The sequence below is a fragment of the Arthrobacter sp. KBS0703 genome (assembly GCF_002008315.2).
In the GTDB taxonomy this organism is placed as follows: domain Bacteria; phylum Actinomycetota; class Actinomycetes; order Actinomycetales; family Micrococcaceae; genus Arthrobacter.
The window spans coordinates 3,801,418-3,825,966 of record NZ_MVDG02000001.1 but is presented as its reverse complement, the minus strand read 5'-3'; the positions used below and the strand labels follow the sequence as shown (position 1 = coordinate 3,825,966).

27 protein-coding genes are annotated in these 24,549 nt (G+C 67.4%); 12 read left to right on the top strand and 15 right to left on the bottom strand.

The genetic code is table 11. The annotated features are described in order from the left end of the window. The first annotated feature begins 24 nt into the window (after positions 1-24). Positions 25-2,127, top strand: a complete 2,103-nt coding sequence (locus B1A87_RS17780; protein WP_260680928.1) for a multicopper oxidase family protein — start codon at positions 25-27, stop codon at positions 2,125-2,127. Positions 2,128-2,188: 61 nt separating this feature from the next. Continuing rightward, positions 2,189-2,347: a transcriptional regulator gene (locus B1A87_RS24180; protein WP_078027611.1), complete on the top strand. Its 159-nt coding sequence runs from the start codon at positions 2,189-2,191 to the stop codon at positions 2,345-2,347. 58 nt (positions 2,348-2,405) lie between these two features. On the opposite strand, the gene B1A87_RS17770 is transcribed toward B1A87_RS24180, so the two are convergent. Continuing rightward, positions 2,406-2,822 (bottom strand): NAD(P)/FAD-dependent oxidoreductase, encoded by a 417-nt coding sequence (locus tag B1A87_RS17770; RefSeq protein ID WP_139362731.1) that lies wholly within the window; start codon positions 2,820-2,822, stop codon positions 2,406-2,408. Then, the gene (locus B1A87_RS17765; RefSeq protein ID WP_139362732.1) at positions 2,819-3,637 is read right to left on the bottom strand and encodes an NAD(P)/FAD-dependent oxidoreductase; all 819 of its coding nucleotides are present in this window, start codon (positions 3,635-3,637) and stop codon (positions 2,819-2,821) included. Before B1A87_RS17765 ends, B1A87_RS17770 begins: the two co-directional genes overlap by 4 nt. A 111-nt stretch (positions 3,638-3,748) precedes the next feature. Here B1A87_RS17765 and B1A87_RS17760 point away from each other — a divergent pair, with 111 nt between their 5' ends. Next, positions 3,749-4,249, top strand: coding sequence for a MarR family transcriptional regulator (locus tag B1A87_RS17760; protein WP_144275867.1), 501 nt, complete (start codon positions 3,749-3,751; stop codon positions 4,247-4,249). Here the strand turns inward: B1A87_RS17760 and B1A87_RS17755 are convergent. Then, positions 4,246-5,232, bottom strand: coding sequence for a DMT family transporter (locus tag B1A87_RS17755; RefSeq protein ID WP_260680927.1), 987 nt, complete (start codon positions 5,230-5,232; stop codon positions 4,246-4,248). The genes B1A87_RS17760 and B1A87_RS17755 overlap by 4 nt on opposite strands. Before the next feature lie 108 nt (positions 5,233-5,340). Here B1A87_RS17755 and B1A87_RS17750 point away from each other — a divergent pair, with 108 nt between their 5' ends. Beyond that, positions 5,341-5,805 (top strand): Lrp/AsnC family transcriptional regulator, encoded by a 465-nt coding sequence (locus tag B1A87_RS17750; protein WP_056623766.1) that lies wholly within the window; start codon positions 5,341-5,343, stop codon positions 5,803-5,805. 49 nt (positions 5,806-5,854) lie between these two features. Here B1A87_RS17750 and B1A87_RS17745 read toward each other — a convergent pair whose 3' ends face one another. Beyond that, positions 5,855-6,877 carry a LacI family DNA-binding transcriptional regulator gene (locus B1A87_RS17745; RefSeq protein ID WP_078027601.1) on the bottom strand — a complete coding sequence of 341 codons (1,023 nt, stop codon included), beginning with the start codon at positions 6,875-6,877 and terminating at the stop codon, positions 5,855-5,857. Positions 6,878-7,040: 163 nt separating this feature from the next. On the opposite strand from B1A87_RS17745, the gene B1A87_RS17740 reads away from it, so the two are divergent. The 5 genes from B1A87_RS17740 (at position 7,041) to B1A87_RS17715 (ending at position 10,956) form a co-directional block, all read left to right on the top strand. Next, positions 7,041-7,976, top strand: coding sequence for a dihydrodipicolinate synthase family protein (locus B1A87_RS17740; protein WP_078027602.1), 936 nt, complete (start codon positions 7,041-7,043; stop codon positions 7,974-7,976). 112 nt (positions 7,977-8,088) lie between these two features. Next, on the top strand, positions 8,089-9,486 hold the full coding sequence (locus B1A87_RS17735) for an MFS transporter (protein ID WP_078027603.1): 1,398 nt from the start codon (positions 8,089-8,091) through the stop codon (positions 9,484-9,486). Between the two features lie 222 nt (positions 9,487-9,708). After that, positions 9,709-9,948 (top strand): hypothetical protein, encoded by a 240-nt coding sequence (locus tag B1A87_RS17730; RefSeq protein ID WP_313902495.1) that lies wholly within the window; start codon positions 9,709-9,711, stop codon positions 9,946-9,948. Between the two features lie 186 nt (positions 9,949-10,134). After that, the gene (locus tag B1A87_RS17720; RefSeq protein ID WP_260680926.1) at positions 10,135-10,299 is read left to right on the top strand and encodes a hypothetical protein; all 165 of its coding nucleotides are present in this window, start codon (positions 10,135-10,137) and stop codon (positions 10,297-10,299) included. Positions 10,300-10,368: 69 nt separating this feature from the next. Next, complete coding sequence (locus B1A87_RS17715; RefSeq protein WP_078027604.1) at positions 10,369-10,956, top strand: histidine phosphatase family protein; 588 nt, start codon at positions 10,369-10,371, stop codon at positions 10,954-10,956. Between the two features lie 10 nt (positions 10,957-10,966). Here the strand turns inward: B1A87_RS17715 and nagA are convergent, their stop codons facing one another. The 5 genes from nagA to B1A87_RS17695 form a co-directional block, all read right to left on the bottom strand. Continuing rightward, positions 10,967-12,106: an N-acetylglucosamine-6-phosphate deacetylase gene (gene nagA / locus B1A87_RS17710; RefSeq protein WP_078027605.1), complete on the bottom strand. Its 1,140-nt coding sequence runs from the start codon at positions 12,104-12,106 to the stop codon at positions 10,967-10,969. 49 nt (positions 12,107-12,155) lie between these two features. Beyond that, positions 12,156-12,569 (bottom strand): SIS domain-containing protein, encoded by a 414-nt coding sequence (locus B1A87_RS24175; RefSeq protein ID WP_260680925.1) that lies wholly within the window; start codon positions 12,567-12,569, stop codon positions 12,156-12,158. Between the two features lie 213 nt (positions 12,570-12,782). Beyond that, complete coding sequence (locus tag B1A87_RS24170; protein ID WP_260680924.1) at positions 12,783-13,193, bottom strand: SIS domain-containing protein; 411 nt, start codon at positions 13,191-13,193, stop codon at positions 12,783-12,785. Positions 13,194-13,317: 124 nt separating this feature from the next. Then, on the bottom strand, positions 13,318-13,914 hold the full coding sequence (locus B1A87_RS24165) for an N-acetylglucosamine kinase (RefSeq protein WP_260680923.1): 597 nt from the start codon (positions 13,912-13,914) through the stop codon (positions 13,318-13,320). A 297-nt stretch (positions 13,915-14,211) separates the two neighbouring features. Further along, positions 14,212-15,618, bottom strand: coding sequence for a sugar porter family MFS transporter (locus B1A87_RS17695; protein ID WP_260680922.1), 1,407 nt, complete (start codon positions 15,616-15,618; stop codon positions 14,212-14,214). Between the two features lie 126 nt (positions 15,619-15,744). Between B1A87_RS17695 and B1A87_RS17690 the strand changes: the two genes are divergently transcribed. Both B1A87_RS17690 and B1A87_RS17685 read left to right on the top strand, forming a co-directional pair. Beyond that, positions 15,745-16,461, top strand: coding sequence for a GntR family transcriptional regulator (locus B1A87_RS17690; protein WP_078027609.1), 717 nt, complete (start codon positions 15,745-15,747; stop codon positions 16,459-16,461). A gap of 185 nt (positions 16,462-16,646) precedes the next feature. After that, complete coding sequence (locus B1A87_RS17685; protein ID WP_078027610.1) at positions 16,647-17,081, top strand: hypothetical protein; 435 nt, start codon at positions 16,647-16,649, stop codon at positions 17,079-17,081. Positions 17,082-17,224: 143 nt separating this feature from the next. On the opposite strand, the gene B1A87_RS17680 is transcribed toward B1A87_RS17685, so the two are convergent. Together B1A87_RS17680 and B1A87_RS17675 are read right to left on the bottom strand one after the other, a co-directional pair. Next, positions 17,225-18,388, bottom strand: coding sequence for an ABC transporter substrate-binding protein (locus tag B1A87_RS17680; RefSeq protein ID WP_144275866.1), 1,164 nt, complete (start codon positions 18,386-18,388; stop codon positions 17,225-17,227). Between the two features lie 127 nt (positions 18,389-18,515). Further along, the gene (locus tag B1A87_RS17675) at positions 18,516-19,130 is read right to left on the bottom strand and encodes a DUF6919 domain-containing protein (RefSeq protein WP_078027509.1); all 615 of its coding nucleotides are present in this window, start codon (positions 19,128-19,130) and stop codon (positions 18,516-18,518) included. 178 nt (positions 19,131-19,308) lie between these two features. Between B1A87_RS17675 and B1A87_RS17670 the strand changes: the two genes are divergently transcribed. After that, a complete protein-coding gene (locus B1A87_RS17670; RefSeq protein WP_078027508.1) occupies positions 19,309-20,328 on the top strand; it encodes an ABC transporter substrate-binding protein in 1,020 nt (339 codons plus the stop codon). Between the two features lie 49 nt (positions 20,329-20,377). Here B1A87_RS17670 and B1A87_RS17665 read toward each other — a convergent pair whose 3' ends face one another. The 4 genes from B1A87_RS17665 to B1A87_RS17650 are packed head-to-tail and all read right to left on the bottom strand — an operon-like array spanning position 20,378 to position 24,522. Beyond that, a complete protein-coding gene (locus tag B1A87_RS17665) occupies positions 20,378-21,652 on the bottom strand; it encodes an FAD-binding protein (protein WP_078027507.1) in 1,275 nt (424 codons plus the stop codon). A 28-nt stretch (positions 21,653-21,680) separates the two neighbouring features. Then, on the bottom strand, positions 21,681-22,790 hold the full coding sequence (locus B1A87_RS17660) for a Gfo/Idh/MocA family protein (protein ID WP_078027506.1): 1,110 nt from the start codon (positions 22,788-22,790) through the stop codon (positions 21,681-21,683). Then, positions 22,775-23,473, bottom strand: a complete 699-nt coding sequence (locus tag B1A87_RS17655) for a ThuA domain-containing protein (protein WP_078027505.1) — start codon at positions 23,471-23,473, stop codon at positions 22,775-22,777. The genes B1A87_RS17660 and B1A87_RS17655 overlap by 16 nt, the downstream gene beginning before the upstream one ends. A gap of 44 nt (positions 23,474-23,517) precedes the next feature. Further along, a complete protein-coding gene (locus B1A87_RS17650) occupies positions 23,518-24,522 on the bottom strand; it encodes a sugar phosphate isomerase/epimerase (protein WP_078027504.1) in 1,005 nt (334 codons plus the stop codon). Positions 24,523-24,549: the final 27 nt, after the last annotated feature.

Below are 24,549 nucleotides of genomic sequence, written 5' to 3'. Positions count from 1 at the left end.
GGCCGGGGAGCAGGGGCCGCACTCGTGGCGGCGCAGGCCTGGGCCGCTCCGCTGCTGGCTCAGCGGGGGCTGCTCTCGCCGGACGGCGCCTTCGCCGCCGCGTCGACGGCGCTAAGTGACGAGTTGTTCTACATTGAAAAATTCCCCACCAGCCCGCTGATCATCTCGCCGTTCAGCGACCCGCTGCGCATCCCGAAGGCGCTGGCACCGGTGCCGAAATCCGTCTTCAGCGCCTGGCGGAATCCGCCGGGACCGGGACCGGGTCAGCAGAACTCGCTGCGCAATGAACGGCACCAGGTCTGGACGAGCCAGGTCGGCCTTCCAGACCCGATCGTCTACAAGATCAACCTGCTTCTGCGGACCCACTCGTTCACTACGTCGCAGGTGCTGCCGATCGACTCGAACGGCAGGCCGGCTGTCTCGTTCGATGCCTCCGGCAGGAAATTCGCCGCAGGCACGAGGCGGGCCCTGCCTCCGAGCACGATCTACGGTTTCAACGGCACCTTCCTTGGGCCGATGATCAACGCCGAATACGGCAGGCCGGTCCTGGTCCGGTTCGAGAACCACTTGGACGAGAACCCGCTGAACCTGGACCGCCAGGACTTCGGATCTCCCGACTTGTCGTTCCTGACCCACCTGCACAACGGCCACACCGCGCCCGAGAGTGACGGTAACCCGCATTACTCGATGGTGGCAGGGCCGAGGCACCCGGGCTTCAGGCCGCAGATGTCTGTCGACAACCTCTACCTGAACCGGCCCGCCGGCGGGGACGACCGCGAGAAGCAGAGCTTCTTCTGGTTCCACGACCACACGATGGACCACACCGGCTCGAACGTGTACAAGGGCTTGGTGGGCCTCTACCCGATCTATGACCCGAAGAACGGCACGGATATGGGTGACGAGCGGCAGGGGCTGCGGCTGCCGGGGGTCCGCACGAACAACCCGGACGGATCCTTCGACGTCAAGTACGATATCCCGCTGGCCTTCACCGACTTCCGGTTCGACGACGGCGTCACCATGCACAAGGACATCCACGATGTGCAGGGCGAGTTCCCGGCCGCCAAGAACCCGGCGACCCATCCGGAGTGGTGGGGCAAGACGTTCTACAAGCACTTCCCCAACCACGGATTCGTCGGCGACGTCTGCACGGTCAACGGCACGGCCTTTCCGGTGCTGACGGTGAAGCGGCGCAAGTACCGCTTCCGGTTCCTGGACGCCTCCGTCTCCCGGATTTACGAGTTCAAGCTGATGAGCTCGACGCTGGGCCCCAAATCGTCGGCGTCGCTCGGTTACGAGGACGACGAGCTTGAGGGCCAGTACCGCATCGAGGACGGCCAGCAGTGCATGCAGTTCACCCAGATTGCCACGGACGGCGGGCTCCTGCCGATCCCCATCAAGCGGGATTCCTTTGAGCTGTGGCCGGCCAAGCGCCGCGAGGTGATCGTTGATTTCACGCGGTACCAGGACGGCACACCGACCACCAAGGGCGACGTCGTCTACCTGACCAACGTCATGAAGATGCCCAACGGCCGGATGTGGTCGAATTCGTCCCGGTTCTTCCCCGACCCGAAGTACAAGGTGCCGGTCCTGAAGATCGTGATTGGCGATACCGCGCAGGATGACAGCCAGATACCCGCTGCCCTGCGTCCGCTCCCGCCGCTGCCGTCCAACTGGCAGAGTCTGCTGGATAACCGCATGATCTTCGAGGTGAAGCGCGGGAGCGTGGGCGGCGAGACCGAGTGGCTCATCAACGGCAAGCCCTTCGACCCGGCGAGCGTGCTGGCGAGCCTGACAAACCGTGCCGGCCGCACACCCCTGGCCCGGCAAAAGAAGGGCAGCTTCAACCTCTGGGAGCTGCGCAACGGCGGTGGCGGCTGGGTGCACCCGTTCCACCTGCATATGGAGGAGCACCGGACCGTCATGCGCAACGGCAAGGACGTGACCCGCACGGTGGATCCGGGGCACCCCGATGACGCCTCGAGGGAAGACACCGCAGCGCTGGACCCCGGCGAGTCAGTGATCGTCTACCGGGGCTTCAGGGACTTCACGGGGCCGTATGTGGGGCATTGCCACAACCTGGCGCACGAGGACCACGCCATGATGTTCGCCTGGGAAGTCACGCCGTGACGGACGCCGCCCCGCGGGGCATATGTCGCTAAGCCTCTTTGCCCCGGCCGTTTCATAGCCACTGTCAACTTATGTTGACGGCACCTCGCACAAGGAAGTCGGGCGCGCCGAGGCATCCCTGGCCCGCAAGGCCCGGCAGTCGGGCCTGTCCTGGGAGGCGATTGCACTGTGCCTGGGGGTCAGTAAGCAGGCCGTCCACCCCAAATACGGAAAGCAATAGCCTCTCCTCACGGGAAGTATCATCCCGGCCGGCGGCAGGCGCCCATGAATCAGCTGGGCTATGCGGCCACCTCGCTGTTGACCGCCTCGCCCCGGGCCGGGCCCCATGGAATGTGGTGGCCGTATACCCAGTCGAAGTCGCCGGCCGTGCCGCGTGACAGCGAGCGGAAGACCGCCCTGAGGGCCAGGTCCTGGAAGACCCGCTGGAACTGGCCCCTGATCTTCGGCGCCGCATTCCGGCGCCCCCATTCCACCACCGCTTCTGCCCGGCCGCGGCGCTCCGATTCGTAGTGTGCCAAGGCCGGGGTAATGCCTTCCGCCCCGACGCCGAGGAGGCCGCCGCCCAGCGTGACGGCGTCCTCGATGGCCATGGAGGCGCCCTGCCCCGACGACGGCGAGGCCGCGTGGGCGGCATCGCCGACCAGGACCATTCGGCCGCGCTGCCAACTCGGAATGGTGGGGAAGTCATAGGTCATGTACGGGTGATGATGCCGTAGGTGGCTTCAATAATCGCGGCCATCGGTGTACGGTCCCCGGACACGAGACCCGTCAGCCAGTTCTTGAGTGCGGGAGCATCCAGCTCGGCAGCATTGCCGGAAGACCGCTGCAGCGGATTGGCGAACCACCAGATCCTACCGTCCGGGTCCGGCATGTAGCAGTAGAAACAGCGCTTGCCGAAGACCATTTTCATCCGGCCGGACTCAACGTCCAGTGCGGGTCCGCGGCCCGCCGGAACAATCCCGCCGGTGTTCAGCAGCGGGATGCTCCTGGGCTGCGGGGATGAAGGCGCAATGAGCGGGCGTACGGCGGACCGCAGTCCGTCGGCGCCTATCAGGAGGTGGCCGGAAGCGATGGTGTCGTCGTCGAAACGGGCGGTCACGCCATCGGACCCTTCCTCAACGGCCTGCAGGCGCTTGCCGTACTCGATGCGGGCGCCGCGCTCGACGGCCTCGTTGCGGAGCAGGGCGTAGAGCTCCGAGCGGGTCATGGTGCGGGCTGTGGTTCCGTCCGGCAGTGTGCCGCCGTAGTTGAAGTCGGCAAGGTGCCTCCCGGTGCTGCCCAGATACATCGACATGCGTGGCGTGCTGAAGCCCAGGCGGCGGGCGGCATTCTTGAGGCCAAGTGTTTCCAGGGCGTCGAAGCCGTTGACGGCGAGGGTCAGGAAGCCGCCCACGCCGTCGGACGGTTCGGGGTAAGCCTCATAGACCGTGGCCGCATGACCGGCCTTCCGGAGGGCAAGGGCGGTAGACAGCCCGGAAATCCCGGAGCCGATGATCAGGCAGTTCAACATGGCGACGTCCCATCAGGATATTATTTCGTTCGGATGAAAGAAATATAATTTCAGGCGGTGCCGGCGGTCAATCCCTTCGGTCAAACGAAATACTTTTGCTAGCCTCGGAACATGCAAACCGATCAGCGAGAAGCCCTGGTGGCCGCGGTGTACGAGTCGGGCCGGGAACTGTCGACGGCGGCCGTCATGTTCCACACGGCACTGTCCGAGCTGCGCGGGCTCTCCGCGACGGAAGGCAAGGCGATCGACATCCTCATGCGCTTCGGGCCCATGACGGCCGGCGAGTTCGGTGAACATTCCGGGCTCGCGCCTGCGTCAGTGACCGGATTGATGCAGCGGCTGGAGAGCAAGGGCGTCGCCCGCCGGGTCCGGCACACGGACGACAGGCGCAAGGTCCTGATCGAGCTCGTGGGCGACCAGGCAGCCGCGGCGGCACCCTACTTTGCGGACTTCATGGACGGGCTGGCGGCACTCCTGGAGGGTTACAGCGACGATCAGCTGCGCACGATTGCCGACTATTCCACCCGGTCCGCCCGGATCCAGCAGGAGGCCGCGGGCGGCTGGCCACGCCACCGTAGGCCGGGACGGCCTGGCGTGACCTTGGCTGCCTAGCCCACATCCGCGGGCTGGCCATCCCGCTCGTGCGCGGGATGGGGCGGGCCGGGCGCCGCGCCGGTGCGCTGCGGCTGCCCGCACGTGGCGTTCCCTCTGGCGCGCGTTGGCTTGAGGTTGAAGGTGATGACGCCGACAACGATGAGGGTCAAGGCGACGGCAAGGGCCGGGGTGATGTGCTCGCCAAAGAGCGGGACCGCGACCACTGCCGTCAGGACCGGGCTCATGGCGCCGGTGGCGGCGGAAATACTGCTGCCGAGTGCGCGCACGGCGTAGGCGTAGCAGAGTGTGGACAGCAGCCCTGTCCCGACGCCCTGAAGCGCGGTGAACATCAGCACGTCGGGCAGTTTTGCCGTGCCGTCCGCCAGACTCGATGGCATGAGGCCGGAGATGGCGAGGCCGGCGGCGGCCAGCGCCGAGGGCGCGCAGATAAGAACGACGACGCCAACAGGGTCCAGTTGCGTGCGCCGGAGGCCGACCGTGAACAGGGCCCAGGCCAGCCCGCCGGCGAGCAGCACGCCGATGCCGGCGAGCGTCGTCGCCGTCGTTGCCTGGAGCGCGCTCGCCGCGACACCCGTGACGATCGCGCCGAGGGCGAGCAGCTGCCGCCCGGGGATACGGCTGCGCCAGGCGAGAAAGGCGGCCGCGGTGACGAACAGGGGTACCGTGCCGGGCACGAGCAGGCCAGTCAGGCCCGCTGTGGTCAGGCGCGCCCCGAGTGCAAAGAGCAGGAAGTGCGGCAATCCGCCGACGAGGAGCAGGAGGAGTGCGTCTGGCTGCTCCCGCCGAAGTGCGCGCACCGTGGGTGGGATCCACGGAATGAGGAGCACCGCCGGCGTCAGGAAGCGGATAAGCGCGACATCGACCGTGGTCAGGCTTGATGCGCCGATTCCCTTGGCCGACAGCGCAAATGAGGACCAAAGAACAATCGTGGCGGCGAGAGCGCCTGCGCCCATCAGCCTCGTATGCACCTGGCTGTTCACCGGCAACTCCCTTCAATCTCCGTGTATGTGAGCAATGTTAGGGAAATGAGTCAGGCAGGCGATTGCCATTTCTGCTAAGAAATTGCCTTCCAGTAGTAGAATCTGCCAATGGTGACCATCGATGACATTGACCGGCATATCCTGCTTGAGCTGCAGCAGGACGGCCGGCTGACGAACCAGGAATTGGCGGACCGCGTGGGCCTATCGCCATCGCCGTGCCTTCGCCGCGTGCGGCATCTGCAGGACAGCGGAGTCATTGCGGGCTACACCGCCGTTGTGTCGCAGGGCGCGGTCGGGCTTGCCATCACGGCCTTTGCCCGGCTGACGCTCCTATCGCACACCCCGCAGGTCGTAGACGCGGTCGAGGCGAAGCTCCGCTCGGTCCCGGAAGTGGTCGAGGCCTACCTGCTCGCCGGTGATGACGACTATCTCGTCAAGATCGTCGTCGATTCGTTCGCCACCTACGAGGAGCTCCTGCGCAAGGACCTCCGCGCCATTCCGTCGCTCGCATCGATCAAGACGACGTTCGCCTTCGCCGTCACAAAACCGCTGTCGCCGCTTCCGATCCCTTGATCGAAAGCCCGTGCCCGGCATAACCGGCGGGCGCGGTTGATGGTTCAGCTCACGCCTGTCTTGGGGGGCCGCTGGACTCGCGGGGGATGAGTGTTGGTACTGATTTCCGGATGGTCGGCTCTTTGCCGGGGTTGACGAGCAAATCGATGGCCGTGCTTGCGATCTGGCTCAGCGGGACACGCACCGATGACAAAGGAATGGGAAGCCTGGCCGCGAGGGGGGTGTCGTTGTATCCGACCAATGCCAGATCCTGTCCGACGGTGATGTGGGAGCGTTGGGCCGCGGCGATGATGCCCATTGCGATGTTGTCGTTGGCGGCGAAAACGGCGGTGGGCCGTTTTCCGGCGCTCCCGCCCAGGAGCGACTCGCCGGCGGAGAGTCCGTTTTCGATTCCGTAGCCGGCGGCGATCAGCCATTCTTCGGGCGGATTGATGCCTGCTTCGTCCAAGGCTCTGCGGGCGCCGGCTAGCCGGCCGACCGCGCTGGAAGTGAAGGACGGGCCGGTGACGACGGCGATCTCGCGGTGGCCCAGGTCGATAAGGTGCCGGACGGCAAGGTAGCCGCCGACGTCGTCGTCTCCGACGGCGGAGGGGCTCACACCGTCGGTGCGGAGCACCAAAGCATGCGCGACGCCCCGCTCACGAAGACGGCGGGGAAGCGCGTCGTCGAGCCGGGCCGTGGCGAGGATGAGCCCGTCCACGTTGCGGTCCAGCAGGGTTTCTGCGGCCCGGCGCTCCTCTTCCGGGTCGTCCCCGCTGGTGGCGACCATGGCGAAGTAGCCGCGGTCCGCTGCTGCGCGCTCGAGCTCCTCGAACATGAGGGCCATCACCGTGTCGCTGAGGCGCGGCACGAGCACTCCCAGGGTCCGGGTTTCCCCGCGGCGCAGGCTCGAGGCGAACGAGTTTCGGCGGTATCCGAGGTCCGCTGCCACCTTCCTGACGTGCTGGGCCGCGGCCGAGCGGGATTGGGTGCCGCGTTCGTCCAGGGCGCGGCTGGCCGTGGAAAGGCTCACCCCGCTGGCGGCTGCAACATCCCGCAGTGTGACACTTGGGCCTGGTGCAGCCGGTTCCATGCGAGTACTCCTGTTCGGGATCGTCCTAGAAGACACTCTATTTCCTCCTTGTTCGGAACGTGCCCCTTGACAGTGAGGTGAGCCACACTCCACAATGAAAACGTTCCCGCAAACGTTCTCACATTCTAGCGGGACTACGATCAAGAAGACAGAGGAAGCTCTCATGACCATCGATCTCCGCGGACTTGTTCCCGCACCTGTAACGCCGTTCAACCGGGACGGCAGCGTCGACGTCGACGCCATCCACCGGCTCGGCGGCTGGCTGGCCAGCGTCGAAGGCGTCAAAGGCCTGGTGGTCCTGGGCCACGCCGGCGAAGGGACCTTCCTGACCCAGGACGAGCAGGCACTCGTCATCAGTGAGTTCAAGAACGCCGTCAACGGCGAGATCCCGATCATTGCCGGCATCACCGGGGAGGGGAACACGGTCGCTGCCCTGGAAGCCAAACGCGCGGTCGAGGCCGGCGCCGAGGCCGGCCTGGTCTATCCGTCCCACGGCTGGCTCCGTTTCGGTTACCAGCAGGGCGCCCCGCAGACCCGCTATAAGGAAATCTACGAAACTTCCGGCCTGCCGCTGATCCTCTTCCAGTACCCGGACGCCACCAAGGCCACCTACGACCTGGAAACCCAGCTCGAGATCGCGGGCCAGGAAGGCGTGTTCGCCACCAAGAACGGTGTGCGGAACATGAAGCGCTGGGACACTGAAATCCCCGTCCTGCGGGCCACCTATCCTGGCCTGCAGATCCTGACCTGCCACGACGAGTACCTGCTGCACACCATGTTCGACGTCGACGGCGCACTGGTCGGATACGGCGGACTCGCCCCCGAACCGCTCGTGGAGCTCATCGCCGCCGGCAAGGCCAAGGACTACGCCGCGGCCCGCGCCATCCACGACCGGCTCCTGCCGGTGACCAAGAACGTCTATCACCGCGGGTCGCACATGGAAGGCACAGTCGCCCTCAAGGAAGGCCTCGTTGCCCGCGGCATCCTCGAGCACGCTACCGTCCGGCCTCCGCTGCTTCCCCTGGCCGAAGGCGCCGGCGATGAAATCGCCCTGGCCCTGAAATCCGCCAACCTGGGCAGCGTCACAGTTCCCGTCTGATCCCCGGATCCAAAGGATGGCGGGCCGTCCGCCCGCCATCCTTTCCAAAACTTTCACTCCACTCTTGGTCAATGAGGACCCCAGCACCGCAGCTGGAGAAGGAGGACTCGCAATGCGCGAGCCGAACAGCACCGCAACCATCCCCAGCGGCCCGGACGCCGCCAGAATCAACGCGCAGCTCGTAGCCAGGCTCGAACGGCTCCCGGTCACGCGACGCCTGACCCTCATCCGCATCATCATCGGGTCAGCAACCTTTTTCGACGCCTACACGGTCCTGGCCATCGCCTTCGCGATGCCCCAGCTCGCGGCCGAATGGCACCTCAGCGCTGGCGAGATCGGAATGATCCTCTCAGCCGGCTACGTCGGCCAGATCTTTGGCTCCCTCTTCTTCGGGCACCTGGCAGAGAGGATCGGACGGCTGCCCGTCCTGCTCATCACCATCCTGCTGTTTGTCACCATGGACATCGCCTGCCTCTTCGCCTGGGGCGCATGGGCCATGATCGTCTTCCGCTTCCTCCAAGGAATCGGCACCGGTGGCGAAGTGCCCGTCGCCAGCGCCTACATCAACGAATTCATCGGGGCCAAAAAACGCGGCCGGTTCTTCCTCCTCTACGAGGTGATCTTCCCTGTCGGCCTCATGTTTGCAGGCATCGCCGGCTACTTGCTGGTACCGGTCTTCGGCTGGAAAGCCATGTTCATCGTCGGTCTCATCCCCGCGGTACTCACCATCCCCATGCGGGCGCTGATGCCCGAGTCTCCCCGCTGGCTCGCCTCCACCGGACGCGTCAAGAAGGCCGACGCCGTCGTCAGCATGCTCGAAAACGAAGCACTCAAAGCCGGGGCCGCCCTGCCCGAACCCGTAGTACGGCCGGTGGACCCCAAGGCCACCGCCCGCTCCGACTGGCGTGAACTCTTCAAAGGCATCTACCGCAAACGCACCTTCACCATCTGGTTCCTGTGGATCTGCGTCTACATGGTCAACAACGGACTCATCACCTGGCTGCCCACACTGTACAAGCAGACCTTCAACCTGCCACTGCAGACCAGCCTCGCCTACGGCTGGGTAACGTCGGCTGTCGGTGTGATCGCTTCGATCCTCTGCGCCCTGCTCATCGACCGGGTCGGCCGCAAGCGCTGGTATTCCGTGGCCTTCCTCGCCTCCACCGTTCCCCTCATCATCCTCACGGCCCTGGGAGCCGTCTCAGCGACGCAGGTCGTTGTGTTCGCCAGCGTCGCCTACGCCATTCTGCAGACAATTTCGTTCTCGCTGTACCTCTACTCCGCCGAGCTCTACCCGACCCGGCTCCGTGCCATCGGCACCGGCTTCGGCAGTGCATGGCTGCGCGCGGGGTCCGCCGTCGGACCGCTCCTCGTCGGATGGATCGTCGACAACTTCGGCGTCAGCTACGTCTTCACCGTGTTCGCGGCCGTCGCCCTCATCGGAGGCCTCATCACCATCGTCTTCGCCATCGAAACCAAGGGCCGCGTCCTCGAAGAGCTCTCGCCCTAACCGGCAGCAGCACACAAGTACGGCACCACAGCGGCCCAGACCTCAGCGAGGCTGGGCCGCTGCTGTGCCCTCCTGATCGTGCGGCAGGTCAACCAGGGGGCGCACTTGGTGTCATGGCTGATTCTGAAGCGGTAACGACTCGACACTCGACAGGAGGCCGCTCTTGGGCTGGCGGATGGCGACGCGTCAGCATCTGAGGCTTTCGGGGCCGCGTTTCGCCTGGTGCCGGGGCCGGAGCGTGAGGACGCAATACACCGGGCATCCGTCGAAGCGGCCAAGGCATCCGCTGTTCTGACTTTCGATCTCGCCGCGCTCACATCCACAGGCGCCACGCTCGAAAGCATCCGAAAGGAGCATCCAGCCTGGTGGGCGATGGTCGAGCATCTGAACGCCGCGCTTGATCGGATCGACGAGCTCAATGCCGAGGTAGATCACCGCGCCGCCCCGACCGACGCCGTCTGATGCGCGCAAAGTCCGGCCGGCCCGGCGCGGACGCCAACGGCCTTACCACATCCGGGCCGCGGGTCTCGCGGAGGTCGGCGGCTGGGTGAAGCACTTCGAGCACTACTGGACCCAGCGAGTCGACGCGCTGGCCAACCCGGCGCGCTGATCAGTTTCCTGTTCTCCGAGGGCCAGCTAGACACCACCGTGACGTGGCGGCTCGAGGCGGCCGAGGACGGGACCGTCCCGCACCTTGAACACCAGGGCTTTCGGCTCGACACTCCCATGGGCCAGCAGGCCTTCGAGGGCATGGGCAACGGGTGGCCGGGCCTGCTTTCCCGGATCGACGGGGTTCTCTCCGGCGTGTCCTGATTCGGCCGCACGGTTCTGGTGCCGTTCGCCTGGACGGCCCGTTCCCCGCTGTAACGGACAATGGAAGGCATGACCTTTACGACGCTAGCCCTTGTCCGCCATGGCCAGACAGACTGGAACGCGCAGCGCCGGCTGCAGGGATCCACGGACATTCCGCTGAACGACGTCGGCCGCGGCCAGGCCCGCGACGCCGTCGCCGTCCTGCAGGACTACCAGTGGGACGCCGTCGTGTCCTCGCCGCTGAGCCGTGCCGCCGAGACCGCCAACCTGATTGCCGCCGGGCTGGGGCTCAGCGTTGACCGGCGCGTGCCCGAGCTCGCCGAGCGTAGCTTCGGACCCGCGGAGGGCCTGCAGGCCGGCCCTGAACTGGAAGCACTGCGCACGCCTGATGGCGGTTTCCGCGGCGCAGAAAGCGAGGACGCGGCGGCCTCTCGCGGGTTGGCCGCGCTGGAAGCATTGGCCGAGGAGTTCCGCGGCCGCCGCGTCCTGGTCGTCGCCCACGGCACGCTCCTCCGGGTGAGCCTCGGCCTCGCCATCGGCCGCACCCTGCAGAGCATCGACAACGCCGTGCTCAACCTGGCCCACCACCATGCTGTTGACGGCTGGGAGCTGGAATACTTCAACGGCGAGCGGGTAGCGGCCGCCGTCGAGGTCTGACCCGGTGGGCTCAACTAGCGGGCTGGAACCATTCCCCGGCCTTCATGACCGCCGCAACCTCGAGGTCCCCGCCGAGAACCACCAGATCCGCACGCAGGCCCTGCCTAATCCGGCCGACGTCGGTTAGCCCCAGCATGTCCGCCGGATTCTGCGTGGCTGCGCGGACTGCGTCGGCGAGCGGGATGCCCGCGTGACGGACCGCGTGCCGCACTGCGGCATCGAGCGTGAGGATGCTGCCGGCGATGGCGCCGTTGCTGACCAGCCGGGCCTCGCCGTCGGCCACCCGGACCTCGAGCCCGCCGAGATCATACGTTCCCTCGTGGGCGCACGCCGCCGCCATGGCATCCGTGACAAAAACGGCCCGGGCCGGGCTGCCCGCGATGAAGCGGACCAGTGACGGGTGCAGGTGCACGCCGTCGGCTATCACCTCGGCGAAAACTGCCGGGTCCTCCAGCAGCGCCAGGGCAGGCCCGGGTTCGCGGTGGTGGAGTGACCGCATCGCGTTAAACACGTGCGTCCCGGCAGTGGCGCCCGCCGCGATCGCCTGGCGGGCCAGGTCATAGTCGGCGCCGGTATGCCCGACGGCGGCCACCGCGCCGTAGCCGGTGATCTGCCGGATGGCCGCGAGGCCGCCTTCCAGCTCAGGGGCGATGGTGACCATTTTGATCGTGCCCCGGCCGGCCAGCATGAGCCGGTCGATGCTGGCCGGGTCCGGGGTCCGCAGCAGGCTCTTGGTGTGCGCGCCCCGGTGGTACGGGCTGAGCCAGGGTCCTTCCAGGTGGATTCCCGCCAGCACGCCCTCTTCCACCAGGTCCGCCAGCGCCGCCACCGCGGCCTCAAGGTGCTCCAGGGAGGCTGTGACGAGGCTCGCCATGAGCGTGGTGGTCCCGTGCTCACGGTGCACTGCGGCGATCCGGACCGCGGCGGCCGCGGGATCAGCGTCATTGAAGCTGAAGCCGCCGCCGCCGTGGATGTGGGCGTCAATGAAGCCGGGGGCCAGTGTCCCGTCCGGATAGCTGGCGTCTGGTTCGCGGGGCGGGGTCCCGCTGCCCGCGGCGCTGATGCGGCCTGACCGGACTTCCACCCAGCCCGGCTCGAGGACAGCCTCGGGCGTGATCACCCGGGCGGCCGAGATGAGCGTCGGACTCACCAGGTTTCCGTGATCTTGCGCAGGCCCCGGGGCTGTCTCTTATACACATCTAGATGTGTATAAGAGACAGGGCCGCTGCCATGGCGTGGGCCAGGCGCTGCAGCGGCAGTATCTCGAGGACCGGAGCGAGCCGTTCGCTGACGGCCGGGAGGGGCACCACATGGTTCTGCGGGCGGGCCGCCGCGGGGTCGCCCACCAGGCAGACGTCGGCCCCGCGCGCCGCCAGGCGCTCCAGCACCGGCTGCAGGGCGCGTCCGCCGGCGCCCGGGGAGGCGATCGCGATGACGGGACGGTCCTCGTCGATCATCGCGAACGGTCCGTGCAGGAGATCGGCTCCGGAAAAGGCATGGGCGGCCAGATAGGACGTTTCCATCAGTTTCAACGCCGCCTCCCGTGCGGTGGGATATGAGAATCCGCGCCCGGTGGTGATGATGTGGTTCACGTAGCGGTAGCGGTCTGCCACCTCCAGTATCTCCGGTCTGGCCAAAACATCCGCCGCGTGGCCGGGCAGGGCCAGCGCATCGGTCCCGGCACCGCCGCCCAGGCGTCGATGAGCAGCCAGAGCGCCAGCAGCTGGGAGGTGTAACTCTTGGTGGCGGCCACGGCACGCTCCGGCCCGGCCAGAATGTCCAGGTGGTGCCGGGCCGCGCCGCCAGGGGCGAGGACGGCGCATTGGTCACCGCAACGGTGAGCGCGCCGCCGCGGGCGGCCGCGGCGGTGGAGTCCACCAGGTCGGGGATCCGCCCGACTGGCTCACGGCCAGCCAGAGGACCCCGTCCATCTTGGGTTCCGCGCGGTACACGGTAAGGCTCGACGGCGACGCGAGCCCTGCCGGCAGGCCCAGGACGGTCTCGATGAGGTACTTCGCGTACAGGGCGGCGTGGTCGCTCGTGCCCCTGGCGGCCAGGAGGACGTACCGGATGTCCGCGTCCCGAAGGACGGCGGCCAGGCGGCGGATCTCGGGGCGGCCGTGGTCGAGCTGCCGGGCGAGGGCCTCTGGCTGCTCGAGGATTTCGGCGGCCATCAGCACGCCGGGAGGCTGGGTGGCGGCGCCGGCTGCGGCAAGGGTGGTGTTCGGCGTTGTCATGTGTCTCCTCGAAAGGGGCTTGGGGGTGGGTGCTTTTGAAGCGGGAAACAGAAGGGGCAGGGTGTTCAGGCCGGGACGGGGCGGTGCTGGTGGGCTGGCGCGGCGACGTCGTCGAGGGCCAGTTTCACGGCGCCCCAGGCGGGGCCCGGTCCAGCACCCGCACGTCGGCCATGCCGCGTTCTCCTAGAAGCTCCCTGACCCGGCCGGCCAGGACCGGCTGGTTGACCAGCATCCCGCCGGCCAGCAGGACGGGCGGACCGGCGTGCCCGGGCGCGGCGGGGACGGTGCCCAGCCTCTCGCTGACCGCGGCGGCGAGACCGGACAGGTACCGGGCGGCGTCGTCGACGATCGCGGCGCCGGCCCGGTCGCCCCGGGCCGCAAGATCGAAGACCGCTCCGGCCAGGCCGGCCCAGTACCGGCGCTCCGGGTTCCGGTAGAACAGGTCCAGCAGGTCCGCGGGCTCAGCAGCACCGGTCCGTTTCAGAAGCTGGGCGGTCAGCGGCCCGGCGGGCAGGCCGCCGTCGTGCTCCGAGAGAGCGTTGCGGACCGCACTGCGGGCCACCGCGTAACCGCTGCCCTCGTCGCCCAGCAGGTATCCCCAGCCGCCTGCCCTGGCCTCGCGGCCTTCGCCGGTCCGTGCCCAGGCCGCGGAGCCGGTGCCGGAGATGAGCACCGTGCCGGGCGTCGAGCCCTCCGGCGGCGAGGATGATGCGGGTGTCATGGACCACGCGGATCCGTGCGCCGGGAAACCGGCGGGACAGCAGGGCGGCCAGGCGGTCCCGGCCGTCGCGCGTGTCCGCCCCGGCTGCACCGGCGAAGACGGCGTGTATTCCGTGGCTGGTACGGTTTCCCGCGCCGAGCCGGCCGGCGATCTCGTCCAGTGCCGAGGCTGCTGCCTCGTGCCCGACGGAGGCGATGTTCGCGCTGCCCGCCGTGCACTCGGCGACGCTGGCGCCGCCGCCGTCGGTAAGAATGGCGTGGGTCTTGGAGCCGCCGATATCCAGGCCCAGGACCCGCATCACTTGGCCGCCGGCTTGCTGCCGGTGGCTTCCGGCCAGCGGGCGCCGTTTTCCCAGTAGTGGCGGATTTCCTCGAGGTTCCGGCCCTTGGTCTCCGGGGCGAGGCGGTGGACAAAGATGAATCCGGCGATGGCCAGCACACCGAACACGGCGAAGGTGCCGGCGCCGCCCAGGCGCTGCAGCATGGTGAGGAAGAACGCCGCGACAATCACGTTGGCCACGAGGTCCGAGGTCAGCATGGCGCTGGCGCCCAGGGAGCGGAGCCGGGCGGGGAAGGACTCGCCGGCGTAGACCCAGACCAGCGCGCCGAAGCCGAAGGTGAAGCCGACAGTGAAAAGCAGGACTCCCAGGAACCCGATGACGGTCAGGGCGCCGCCGAAGTCACGTCCGGCCATGAATACGCCCACCAGGATGACGTTGGCGGCGATCATCATGCCGATGCCGCCGAGGAGGATGGGCCGGCGTCCCACCCGGTCCACCAGCGAGAGCGATACGAAGACGGCAACCAGCGACGCCGCCTGGACCAGCGCCGGCAGCAGGAGGAGCGCGGCGTTGCCGGTGAAGCCCATCGCCTCGAAGATCCGCGGGCTGTAGTACACCACGGCGTTGATGCCCGTGATCTGGATGAAGAAGCCGAGGCCGACGACGAAGACGGTCGCCTTGAGGTAGGGGGAGCGCAGCATCTCCCGCAGGCCTCCGCCGCGTTCCTCGCTGATGGCACGCTGCATGTCGGCCAGTTCGGCGTCCACATCGGCGTCGGGTTCAATGGAGGACAGCGTGCGGCGGGCATCTTCCCTGCGTCCGCGCATCATGTACCACCGGGCGGTGTCCGGGAGGCGGAGCGTGACGGCAAGGACCGCGACGGCGGGAACTGCGGCGAGGCCCAGCATCAGGCGCCAGTTCTCGGATGCGGACAGCGCGTAGGCGGCGAGGTACCCGACGATGATGCCGATGACGGTGGCCACCTGATAGGCCACGAGCAGGGCGCCGCGCACCTTCGGGGGCGCAGATTCCGCCACAAAGACGGGCACCACAACCACCGAAATGCCGATGGTGAGGCCGAGCAGGAGGCGTGCGACGAGCAGCATCGGGACGTCGGCCGCGAGGGCACTGAGCACCGCGAAGACGGCATACGCTCCGGCGACGCCCACCATGCAGGCCTTCCGGCCGATCTTGTTCGCGAGCCAGCCGCCCAGGACGGCACCGAGCACTTCGCCGATGACGACGGCGGTGGTCACCAGCTCCTGCTGGCTGGTGGAGAGCTGGAATTCCTTGGTGATGAACAGCAGGGCGCCGGCAATATTCGACAGGTCGTAGCCGTAGATAATTCCGATGGTCGCGGCGGTGCCGCCGACCAGAAGCCCGAGACGGGGAGTTTGGCGCAGGTCTTGCAGGAACGACATCATTGGGTCCTTGTGCGTGGGGAAATGTGGGGGAGTGTGTCCGGGGCGGGGCCCCGGAGGATTGGTATAAACCAATTTCTCCTATTTTGGCGTAGACCAATTTTCCTGTCAATAGGTAATATCGGATCCATGGAGACCCCCGCCGCTGCCGCGCTGCCCAAGTACTACGTACTCAAGGAGCAGATCCTCACCCTCATCGAGGACGCGGTCCCGGGAACGCTGATTCCGACGGAGCGGGCGCTCGCCGAGCAATACGGCACGTCCCGCACCACGGTGCGGCAGGCGATCGGCGAACTCGTGGCGGAGGGCCGCCTCGACCGCACCCAGGGGAGGGGCACGTTCGTCGCGCCGCCCAAGGTGACGCACGTCCGCCAGCTCACCTCGTTCACCGACGACGCGGCAAGCCAGGGGATGACCGCCTCCGCGCGGATCCTGGACATCAGCGAGGTGCCGGCGGATACCGTGACCGCCAAGCGGCTGGCCGTGGAACCGGGCACCGGCGTGCACCGGGTGGAGCGCATCAGGCTGGTCAACGGCGAACCGCTCGCCCACGAAACGGCGTTCCTCGCGGGCGACCTGCCGGATCTTGCAGGCAAGGTGGAGGCCCGGGGATCGCTGTACTCGGCCCTGCGCGAAGACTACGGAATCCGCATCAGCGAAGTCGAGGATACGGTGGAGACCAAGCTCGCCGGCCCCGAGGAGGTCCGGTTGCTGGACGTGGAAATGGGGGCGCCCATGCTGCTGGTGCACCGGCTCGGCCTCGACCCCGACGGCCGGGCCGTTGAGTGGACGGAATCGGTCTTCAGGGGCGACCGGTTCCGCTTCGTGGCGCGGATGCACGTCTAGGAGTGCGGCCCGCCTAAGACTCCGGCCCGGCCGGCGGTTCCTTACGCCGCACGGCGCCACATTAACCTATGTTGCGCCCAGCGTCGGACGGTGTCGCCGGGCATTGAGAAGTATGTAGCCGGGTGGTTGTGTGGGTCCACAAGCATCGACGGGGTGGCCCAGCGCCCTCCTTGAATCGGGGGGCCATGATTACAGCTTTGGTTCACAGGATCCGGACGCAGTGCAGCGCGGAACTGAATCTCTTCCGCAGCCAGGTGCACGCCCTGGCCTGGCAGGACATCGGCCCCGGAGGCCTGGACGCAGCGGCCACCACCATGGCCCGCCGGCCCTGCCTGGCCACTCCCGGCGTGTCCGTGGAGATCGTCGGCTTCACGCGCTGGCTTCCCGGTCACGGGAGTACGGCGGTGGGCGTGGCGGTGGCCATGAACCTTCAGCCCGACCGGAGGGCATCAAGCGTCCACTGGGAGGAAGCCCACGCATGGGCCGGCGCGGTGGCCGAGGCGCCGTGGGTGATGGCCGAATACATCGGAAGCCAGGAGAGCCCCGGCGGGATGGTCTTTCACTATGCGTTGAAGTCCGCCGAAGATCTATACAGTTTCGCGGAAGGCCCGACGGCGTAATAGGCGCCTTGCGCAGGACAAGACCGACCACGCTAAAGCCCGGCCACAAAAGATCGGCAAACAGCAAAGGTCCGGCGGGAATCTTCCCGCCGGACCTTTGCTGTTTGGTGGATTGTTGAGTGTGCCGGACCAGCCGTGCCGGATTATTCCTTGCCGAGCCCGGCCGCGGATGTCTTCTGCCCGGTGACCGTGTTCAGCGTGGTGAGGTCGAAGATGCCGTTGATGTCGGCCTTTTTGGTGGTGCCAGAGTCCACGCCGTCCTGCAGGAGCTTGGTGAAGGCGCCGGCGAGCGGGTCAACGGTGAACACGATGTTCTGCAGCGAGCGGTCGATGACGTCCTGCGGCAGCGCCTTCCCGGCGGCTTCCTTGAGTGCGGCGTTGACGTCGGTGGCCTTCTGCGCGGCCGGGGTGTCGTTGAGCCACTTCACCGCTTCGACGTGCCCCTTGAGCAGTCCTTCCACGGTCTGCGGGTGCTCGGCGGCGAACTTCTTGTTCACGATCAGGACGGTGGTGGGGAACGCGCCCGGCTTCCCGGTCAGCGAACCGTCCCACAGGTCCTTCTCATCCACCAGGACCTTCGCGCCGGCCTGGAGCACCAGGCGGGAGGCCCAGGGCTCGGGCAGCCACGCGCCGTCGAGCTTGCCGTCCTGGAACAGTTTCAGCGTCTGGGCGTTCTCGGTGGGGTTGATCGCCACGTCTCCGCCGCCGTCGGTGTTGGTCTTGTAGCCCTGCTTGCCCAGCCAGGCGCGCAGCGCCACGTCCTGGGTGCCGCCCAGCTGCGGCGAGGCCAGGGTCTTGCCCTTCAGATCCGCCGCGGTCTTGATCCCGGGCTTGACCACCAGCTGCGCCCCGCCCGAGGCGGCGCCGGCGATGATGCTGATGGACTCGCCCTTGCTCTTGACGAAGGAGTTGATGGCCGGGTTCGGGCCGATGTAGGTCGCATCGATCGCTCCGGCGTTCAGCGCCTCGATCGCCGCGGGGCCGGCGTTGAACACCTGGGTGGAAAGCTTGGTGCCGCCCAGGTTCTCCTTGATGAAGCCCTGCTTCACGCCCACCAAAGCGGCGGCGTGGGTGATGTTCCCGAAGTAGCCCAGCTTCAGCTCCGCGGCCGGGCTCGTGGCGGCGGCGGGGTTGGCCGCTGCCGGTTGCGTGTTTTGGGCGGCCGTGGACGCCACGGCGGCGCCGGCGCCGAGAACGGCCAGCACGCCGGCGGCGATGCCGATCTTGAGCCGGCGGGAGTACTTCGGGCTGCGGGTCTCACCCGCCGCGATGCGGGTGGATCCCGGGTTGTCCTGTGAGGTCGACATGGTGTTTCCTTCGGGGCTGTGTTGGGGGTGTTGGACTGAGGTTACGTAGAGCCTCAGGCCGCCCACAACGGCCGCCGTAGCAGGGATTCACCGGGCGTCGCGAACGTTCATCTTGAGTCGCAAACCGTTAAAAAGCGTCAGGCGCGGACGCCAGTGCGCCCAGTACGGCAGGCAGGAGGCGGTCGTTCCGCCCCCACACGGGATCGAGCAGCTCGAGGTACCAGGAGTCGGCAAGGACCAGGGCAAGCGTCTCGTTGCTTTCGTCGGCCCAGTCCCGGATCTGTTCGGATTCGATGGGGCTTTCGCTGGTCCCGAGGACGGTGACCACCTCGTCGCCGTCGAGCGTCACCGGGATGGACGCGCTGCTCATCTCTCCGGGGGCGTGGGCGACGGCGACGATCTCGGTCTGCGTCGAGAGCTGCAGGAGGATCCGTGCCGACTCGGCGGAGCAGAAGCCCGTCACGTACTGCCGCTGGGAGTGACTCGCCCCGGGTGGCAGGCCCGGCTGGGATTCCTTCGTGAAGAGCCCGCTGCGGTTGATTTCGGCGAGCTGCCCGGCGATGGGTCCGGTTTCGGCGTCGAAGCTTGGGGCGAGGGTTCCCGCCTGGTACTGGCTCTTGCCTTCCAGCCACCGTGCGGTCAGCTCGCCCGCGGCGGCAAGTGTGGTGGCCTGCCGCCACACTTCCCTGTCCACCAGGAGCCTGCCGTAGCCGTCCCGCTCGTCCGTAAAGTGATTGTTCATAGTTTCGAGCCTAGAGCCGTTTGCCGGCCACCGGACAGGGGACATGACGGCGGCGGACGCAGGATGAACCGCCGTTACGCCGTGTATCCCACCGTTTCAGGGTGCTTTGACGGCGTTTTTCCGCTGCCGGATAGTTGCTGCCACAAGAACCTCAGCCGCTACTTCCAAGGGGAAAATCATGGCCCGCAACTCTCTCACATCCGGCCTCGGAACGCTCAGGCCCGGCGTTGGCGTGGCTCTCGCGGCCACTGCGCTGCTGGCGCTGTCCGCCTGCTCGGATCCGGGGGCCGCGGCCGCAGGAAATGCTCCCACAGCCTCCTCGTCCTCTGCGGGAGCCAAGACTTCCGGAGCCAAGACCTTCAACCTGTCTCCGCAGCAGGACCGCGTCCCGGTCACCGTGGACCAGGCCGCGGCCGCCCTCGTTCCGGAAGCCATCAAGAAGGACGGCAAGCTGACCGTGGCCGTCAGTCCGTTCGCACCGCCGCTGGCGGTGTACGCCACCGACAACAAGACGCCGGTGGGCAATGAGGTGGACATCGCCGTCGCGCTGGCCCAGACGCTGGGACTGGAGGCCGACATCGTGCCGACCGCCTGGGCGGACTGGCCGCTTGGCGTGGAATCGGGCAAGTACGAGGCCGTACTGTCCAACGTCACGGTGACCGAGGAGCGCAAGCTCAAGTTCGACTTCGCGAGCTACCGGGACGACAAGCTGGGCTTCTACGCCAAGAACGACAGCGGCGTGACCAAGGTCGAATCCGCCGCGGACGTGGCCGGAAAGCGGATCATCGTCGGCTCGGGCACCAACCAGGAAGCCATCCTGCTGCGCTGGGACGAGGAGAACAAGGCCAAGGGGCTCAAGCCGGTTGAGTTCCAGTACTACGACGACGACTCCGCCTCGAACCTGGCGCTGCAGTCCGGCCGGGCGGACCTCACGTTCGGACCGAACGCCACCGCAGCCTACAAGGCCGCCAGCGACGCCAAGACCAAGCTCGTGGGCCTGGTGGACGGCGGCTGGCCGCTGAAGGCAAGCATCGCGGCCACCACCAAGAAGGGCAACGGCTTCGCGGCCGCCGCCCAGGCCGGGCTGAACCACCTGATCGACGACGGCAGCTACGCCAAGATCCTGGACCGCTGGGGCCTCTCCTCCGAGGCCGTGCAGAAGTCCGAACTGAACCCGGCGGGCCTGCCCAAGAAGTAGGCCCGCCGACGTACCTCCGCCGCCTGCCGGACGCTGCCGTTTGCTGAACCTATCGGTGGTTGAACACTGTGCGGCGGAGGAAGCCGTTCCGGAACTTTTCTTCCGGATCCATGGCGGTGGCCAGCGCCACGAAGTCCCCAAAGCGCGGGTACAGCGGCGCAAGGCCTGACGCGTCGCTGGTGAAGAGCTTGCCCCAGTGCGGGCGAGCGCGGAATGGTGCCAGCGCCGCCTCTATGACCGGCAGCAATGCTTCGACCCGCTGCTGGTCGGGCTGCCACGTGAAGTGGAGGGCGATCCCGTCGCGCCCGTAATTCGGGCTCATCCAGAGGTTGTCCGCAGCCACCGTACGGATCTCTGAAATGAGCAGGAGCGGCGTCACCAGGTGGGAGAGGGAGCGCATGGTCCGGATGGCGTCCACCGCGTGCTCCCGGGGTACCAGGTATTCGGACTGGAGCTCATCGCCCTTGCTGGGCATGTGCTCCATCCGGAAGTGGGCGAGCCTGTCGGACCAGGGCCCGGGAATACCCAGCTGCTCACTGCAGGTACTGCCGGCTACCCCCGGAATGGGGTGCTGCGCTTCCGCCGCGGGGGTTCCGCCGAAGAAATCAGCAGCAGCCGGCCCGGACGGATCCGTGGTCCGCCGCTTCAGCCACGCCTGCCCGGCCGCGGCGCCGGACCAGTCCGTGAACAGGCTGACGCTGTAGGCCGAGGACGTCACGGCATCGAAGTCTGCCAGCACCTGGTCCCAGGCGGGCTTTTCGAAAACCGTCTGGGCCACCTCGAACGCGGGCTCGATGTCCAGGGTCAGCCGCGTGACAATGCCCAGGGCCCCCAGCCCGACCACCATGCCCTCAAAGTCCGGCGTCTCGCCGCGGAGCGCGGCCAGGAGGCTGCCATCGGCCGTCACCATTTCGAGGCCGGCAACCGCGGTGGCCAGGTTCCCGTTGGTGTCCCCCGAGCCGTGGGTGGCGGTCGCCACGGCCCCGGCGATGGAGATGTGGGGCAGCGAGGCGAGGTTGTGGAGGGCGAAACCCTGGCGCTGCAGTTCGGCGGCAGCGGTCCCGTACAGGGTCCCTCCACTGACGGTGACCGTTCGGTTGGCGGCATCCACGGCGATTTCCGGGTCCAGCCTGTCCAGGGCGGCCAGGACACCGGCGGTGTCGGCGATGTCGTTGAAGGAGTGGCGGGAGCCCAGCGCCCGGATCTTGCCGGCGCCGGCTACGAGCTCCTGCAGTTCTTCAACGGTTTCCGGATGCGCCACGTGCTCGGCGCCGTAGGCGAGGTTTCCGGCCCAGTTTCGTTCGCTGACGCGGACAGGGGTCATTGCGGTTCCTTCTGGTTGGCGAGCACGGTCAGCTGGAGAGCACAGCGTCGTTGGCGAGCACTGTCAGTTCGACGGCGTCCGGCCGCTCGGCGGTGCTCTGGATGATGACCGATGCGCCGCTGCGGGCAGATTCGAGGACCGATTCCATGACGTCGAGGACGTGGTACGCCAGCCTCCCGCCTGCCCGCGGCTCTGCGCCCGGCGGCGTTGAGGCGAGGTCGGCGATGCCGAAGCCGCGGCCCGAGTCAACGTAGCCGGCCGACACCGGCAGGGTCTCCCATGCCTCGGCGCCGAGCGGAAACAGCTGGACTTCGCCGTCGAAATGGTTCGGATCCGGCACCACCAGCGATCCGAGTTCGCCGTGGATCTCGATGTTGGACGACTTGGAGTTTACGGCGTCAAAGCTCATGAACAACGTGGAGAGCGCGCCGGAGGCATGGACCAGGACCCCGGTGACGTGGGAGTCGATGTCAACGGGGACTCGTTCGCCCTGGCGCGGCCCCGAACCGATGGTGCGTGCGGTGCGCGTATGGCTGGCGGCACCCATGACCGAGACCACGGGGCCGAGCAGGGTCACCAGGGCGGTGACGTAGTAGGGTCCCATGTCCAGCAGCGGGCCGCCGCCGGGCTGGTAGTAGAAGTCCGGGTTCGGGTGCCACCGTTCGTGCCCGGGGGTCACCATGGTGGCGGTGGCGGAAACCGGTGCGCCGATCAGGCCGTCGTCGATCGCCTTGCGGGCGGTCTGGATCCCGGTGCCGAGCACCGTGTCAGGGGCGCAGCCGACGGCTACGCCCGCCTCGCGGGCGGCCTCCAGCACCTGCCGCGCCTCGGCCGTGGCCGCCGCCAGCGGCTTCTCGCCGTAGACGCTCTTCCCAGCGGCAATGGCCTTCAGGGCGACCTCGGCGTGCGCGGCGGGGATGGTCAGGTTCAGTACCAGGTCGACGTCGTCCGCGGCGAGCAGGTCCTCCACGGAGACGGCACGGACGCCGTCGTAGCCCAGGGCGACGGCCTCGGCGCGTGCGGGGTCCAGGTCCGCGACGGCCACCAACTCGATCTGGTCGAGTCTGCGGAAATTGGTCAGGTACTGGGCGATGATGGCGCCGCAGCCAATGATTCCTACTTTCAACGGCTTGCCCACAGCAGGCCCCTTTCAATGATGGTGCGTACGTTCTGGTCTTGGAGGATTTCGACGCGGTGGCCGGGGGTTGCGACGAAGATCCGGCCTTCGCCCCACTGCCGCGTCCAGATGGCCGGTGAGGTGACTTCCCGGTGCCAGGGGTCCCATTCGCGGGCTTTCTGGGTGGTGGTGGCGAGGACGTCGATGTAGTCGTCGGAGAGCACCCAGTACTGCTCGGTGACCAGATCGAAGTCGGAGATGCCCTCGGTGATGGGATGAGTGGCCGCGGCGGGCAGCATGTTCACGGTGTAGGGCACGTAGTTATCGGACTGCTCACCGGCGCACTCGTCCGGGTGCTTGCCGGGATGGCAGGCAAACTGGCCGCCGATCAGGTGCAGGTAGTCGGAGTTATTCCGGTAGGAATCGGCGATCCCGCCGTGCCAGCCGGCCAGTCCCGTGCCGTTTTCGACGGCGGTCCGCAGGCCGGCGAACTCCTCTTTTTCGATGGTGGTCATGGTCATGCACTGCAGGATCAGGTCGACGCCGGCCATGAAGGCAGCGTCGGCGTAAATCTTGGGCGACTCCTCGACGCGGACTTCATAGCCGTTGTCTTTAAGGTACGGAATGAAAAGTTCGGTGGCTTCGAAGGGCTGGTGCCCGTCCCAGCCGCCACGGACCACCAGGGCGGTCTTGCGTTCTGTCATGGGGTTCCTTTGATGAGCGCCGGCGGTGGCCGGCGGAAGTGTGGTCAGCGGGTGGCGAAGGCGGCGTCGAATGCCGCGGCGGGCGGGGCGATGGCAGCGAGGCCTCTCACGAGGGCGAGGGCCTGCGGGGCGCCGGTGAGGCGGTCCATGCCGGCGTCTTCCCATTCGATGCTGGTGGGTCCGGCGTAGCCGATCGCGTTCAGCGTCCGGAAGATCCTGTTCCACTGCACGTCCCCGTGCCCGGCCGTCACGAAGTCCCAGCCGCGGCGCGGGTCGGCCCAAGGCAGGTGCGAACCGAGCCGGCCGTTGCGGCCGTCGAGCTGGCGCACGGATTCCTTCACATGGACGTGCAGGATGTGTTTGGCGAAGTCCTGCAGGAACATCACGGGGTCCAAGTCCTGCCAGATGAAGTGGGACGGATCGAAGTTAAGCCCGAAGGCCGGCCGATGCCCGATGGCCTCGAGCGTGCGTTTGGTGGTCCAGTAGTCATAGGCGATTTCGGAGGGGTGGACCTCCAGGGCGAAGCGCACGCCAACCTCATCGAACACATCAAGGATGGGGTTCCAGCGGTCCGCGAAGTCCCGGTACCCGGCGTCGATCATGGCCTCGGACGCCGGCGGGAACATCGCCACGGCCTTCCAGATCGAGGAACCGGTGAAGCCCGTGACGGTCTTCACGCCAAGCCGGGCCGCGGCCCGGGCCGTGTCCATCATGGAGCGCGCGGCGCGGGAACGGACGCCTTCCGGGTCGCCGTTGCCCCAGACCTCCGGGGTGAGGATGTCCCGGTGGCGTTCGTCGATCGGGTCGTCGCACACGGCCTGGCCGGTCAGGTGGTTGGCGATGGCGAAGACCTGCAGGTTGTTCTTTTCGAGGATATCCAGACGGCCCTGGAGATACTCATCGTCCTCCGCGGCGCGGCGCGGGTCGAGGTGATCGCCCCAACAGGCAATCTCCAGCCCGTCAAAGCCCCACTCGCCGGCGAGCCGGGCTACCTCCTCAAAGGGCAGGTCGGCCCACTGGCCGGTGAACAGCGTAATAGGTCGGGTCATGGTGCTTTCCTGTTCTGTATTCATGCG

Excerpts from the sequence above, each read along its gene's own strand:
- B1A87_RS17770 (WP_139362731.1), bottom strand. The coding sequence starts at position 2,822 with ATGACCTATGACTTCCCCACCATTCCGAGTTGGCAGCGCGGCCGAATG.
- B1A87_RS17765 (WP_139362732.1), bottom strand. The coding sequence starts at position 3,637 with ATGTTGAACTGCCTGATCATCGGCTCCGGGATTTCCGGGCTGTCTACC.
- B1A87_RS17760 (WP_144275867.1), top strand. The coding sequence starts at position 3,749 with ATGCAAACCGATCAGCGAGAAGCCCTGGTGGCCGCGGTGTACGAGTCG.
- B1A87_RS17750 (WP_056623766.1), top strand. The coding sequence starts at position 5,341 with ATGGTGACCATCGATGACATTGACCGGCATATCCTGCTTGAGCTGCAG.
- B1A87_RS17745 (WP_078027601.1), bottom strand. The coding sequence starts at position 6,877 with ATGGAACCGGCTGCACCAGGCCCAAGTGTCACACTGCGGGATGTTGCA.
- B1A87_RS17740 (WP_078027602.1), top strand. The coding sequence starts at position 7,041 with ATGACCATCGATCTCCGCGGACTTGTTCCCGCACCTGTAACGCCGTTC.
- B1A87_RS17735 (WP_078027603.1), top strand. The coding sequence starts at position 8,089 with ATGCGCGAGCCGAACAGCACCGCAACCATCCCCAGCGGCCCGGACGCC.
- B1A87_RS17715 (WP_078027604.1), top strand. The coding sequence starts at position 10,369 with ATGACCTTTACGACGCTAGCCCTTGTCCGCCATGGCCAGACAGACTGG.
- B1A87_RS24170 (WP_260680924.1), bottom strand. The coding sequence starts at position 13,193 with ATGACAACGCCGAACACCACCCTTGCCGCAGCCGGCGCCGCCACCCAG.
- B1A87_RS24165 (WP_260680923.1), bottom strand. The coding sequence starts at position 13,914 with ATGACACCCGCATCATCCTCGCCGCCGGAGGGCTCGACGCCCGGCACG.
- B1A87_RS17695 (WP_260680922.1), bottom strand. The coding sequence starts at position 15,618 with ATGATGTCGTTCCTGCAAGACCTGCGCCAAACTCCCCGTCTCGGGCTT.
- B1A87_RS17690 (WP_078027609.1), top strand. The coding sequence starts at position 15,745 with ATGGAGACCCCCGCCGCTGCCGCGCTGCCCAAGTACTACGTACTCAAG.
- B1A87_RS17685 (WP_078027610.1), top strand. The coding sequence starts at position 16,647 with ATGATTACAGCTTTGGTTCACAGGATCCGGACGCAGTGCAGCGCGGAA.
- B1A87_RS17680 (WP_144275866.1), bottom strand. The coding sequence starts at position 18,388 with ATGTCGACCTCACAGGACAACCCGGGATCCACCCGCATCGCGGCGGGT.
- B1A87_RS17675 (WP_078027509.1), bottom strand. The coding sequence starts at position 19,130 with ATGAACAATCACTTTACGGACGAGCGGGACGGCTACGGCAGGCTCCTG.
- B1A87_RS17670 (WP_078027508.1), top strand. The coding sequence starts at position 19,309 with ATGGCCCGCAACTCTCTCACATCCGGCCTCGGAACGCTCAGGCCCGGC.
- B1A87_RS17665 (WP_078027507.1), bottom strand. The coding sequence starts at position 21,652 with ATGACCCCTGTCCGCGTCAGCGAACGAAACTGGGCCGGAAACCTCGCC.
- B1A87_RS17655 (WP_078027505.1), bottom strand. The coding sequence starts at position 23,473 with ATGACAGAACGCAAGACCGCCCTGGTGGTCCGTGGCGGCTGGGACGGG.
- B1A87_RS17650 (WP_078027504.1), bottom strand. The coding sequence starts at position 24,522 with ATGACCCGACCTATTACGCTGTTCACCGGCCAGTGGGCCGACCTGCCC.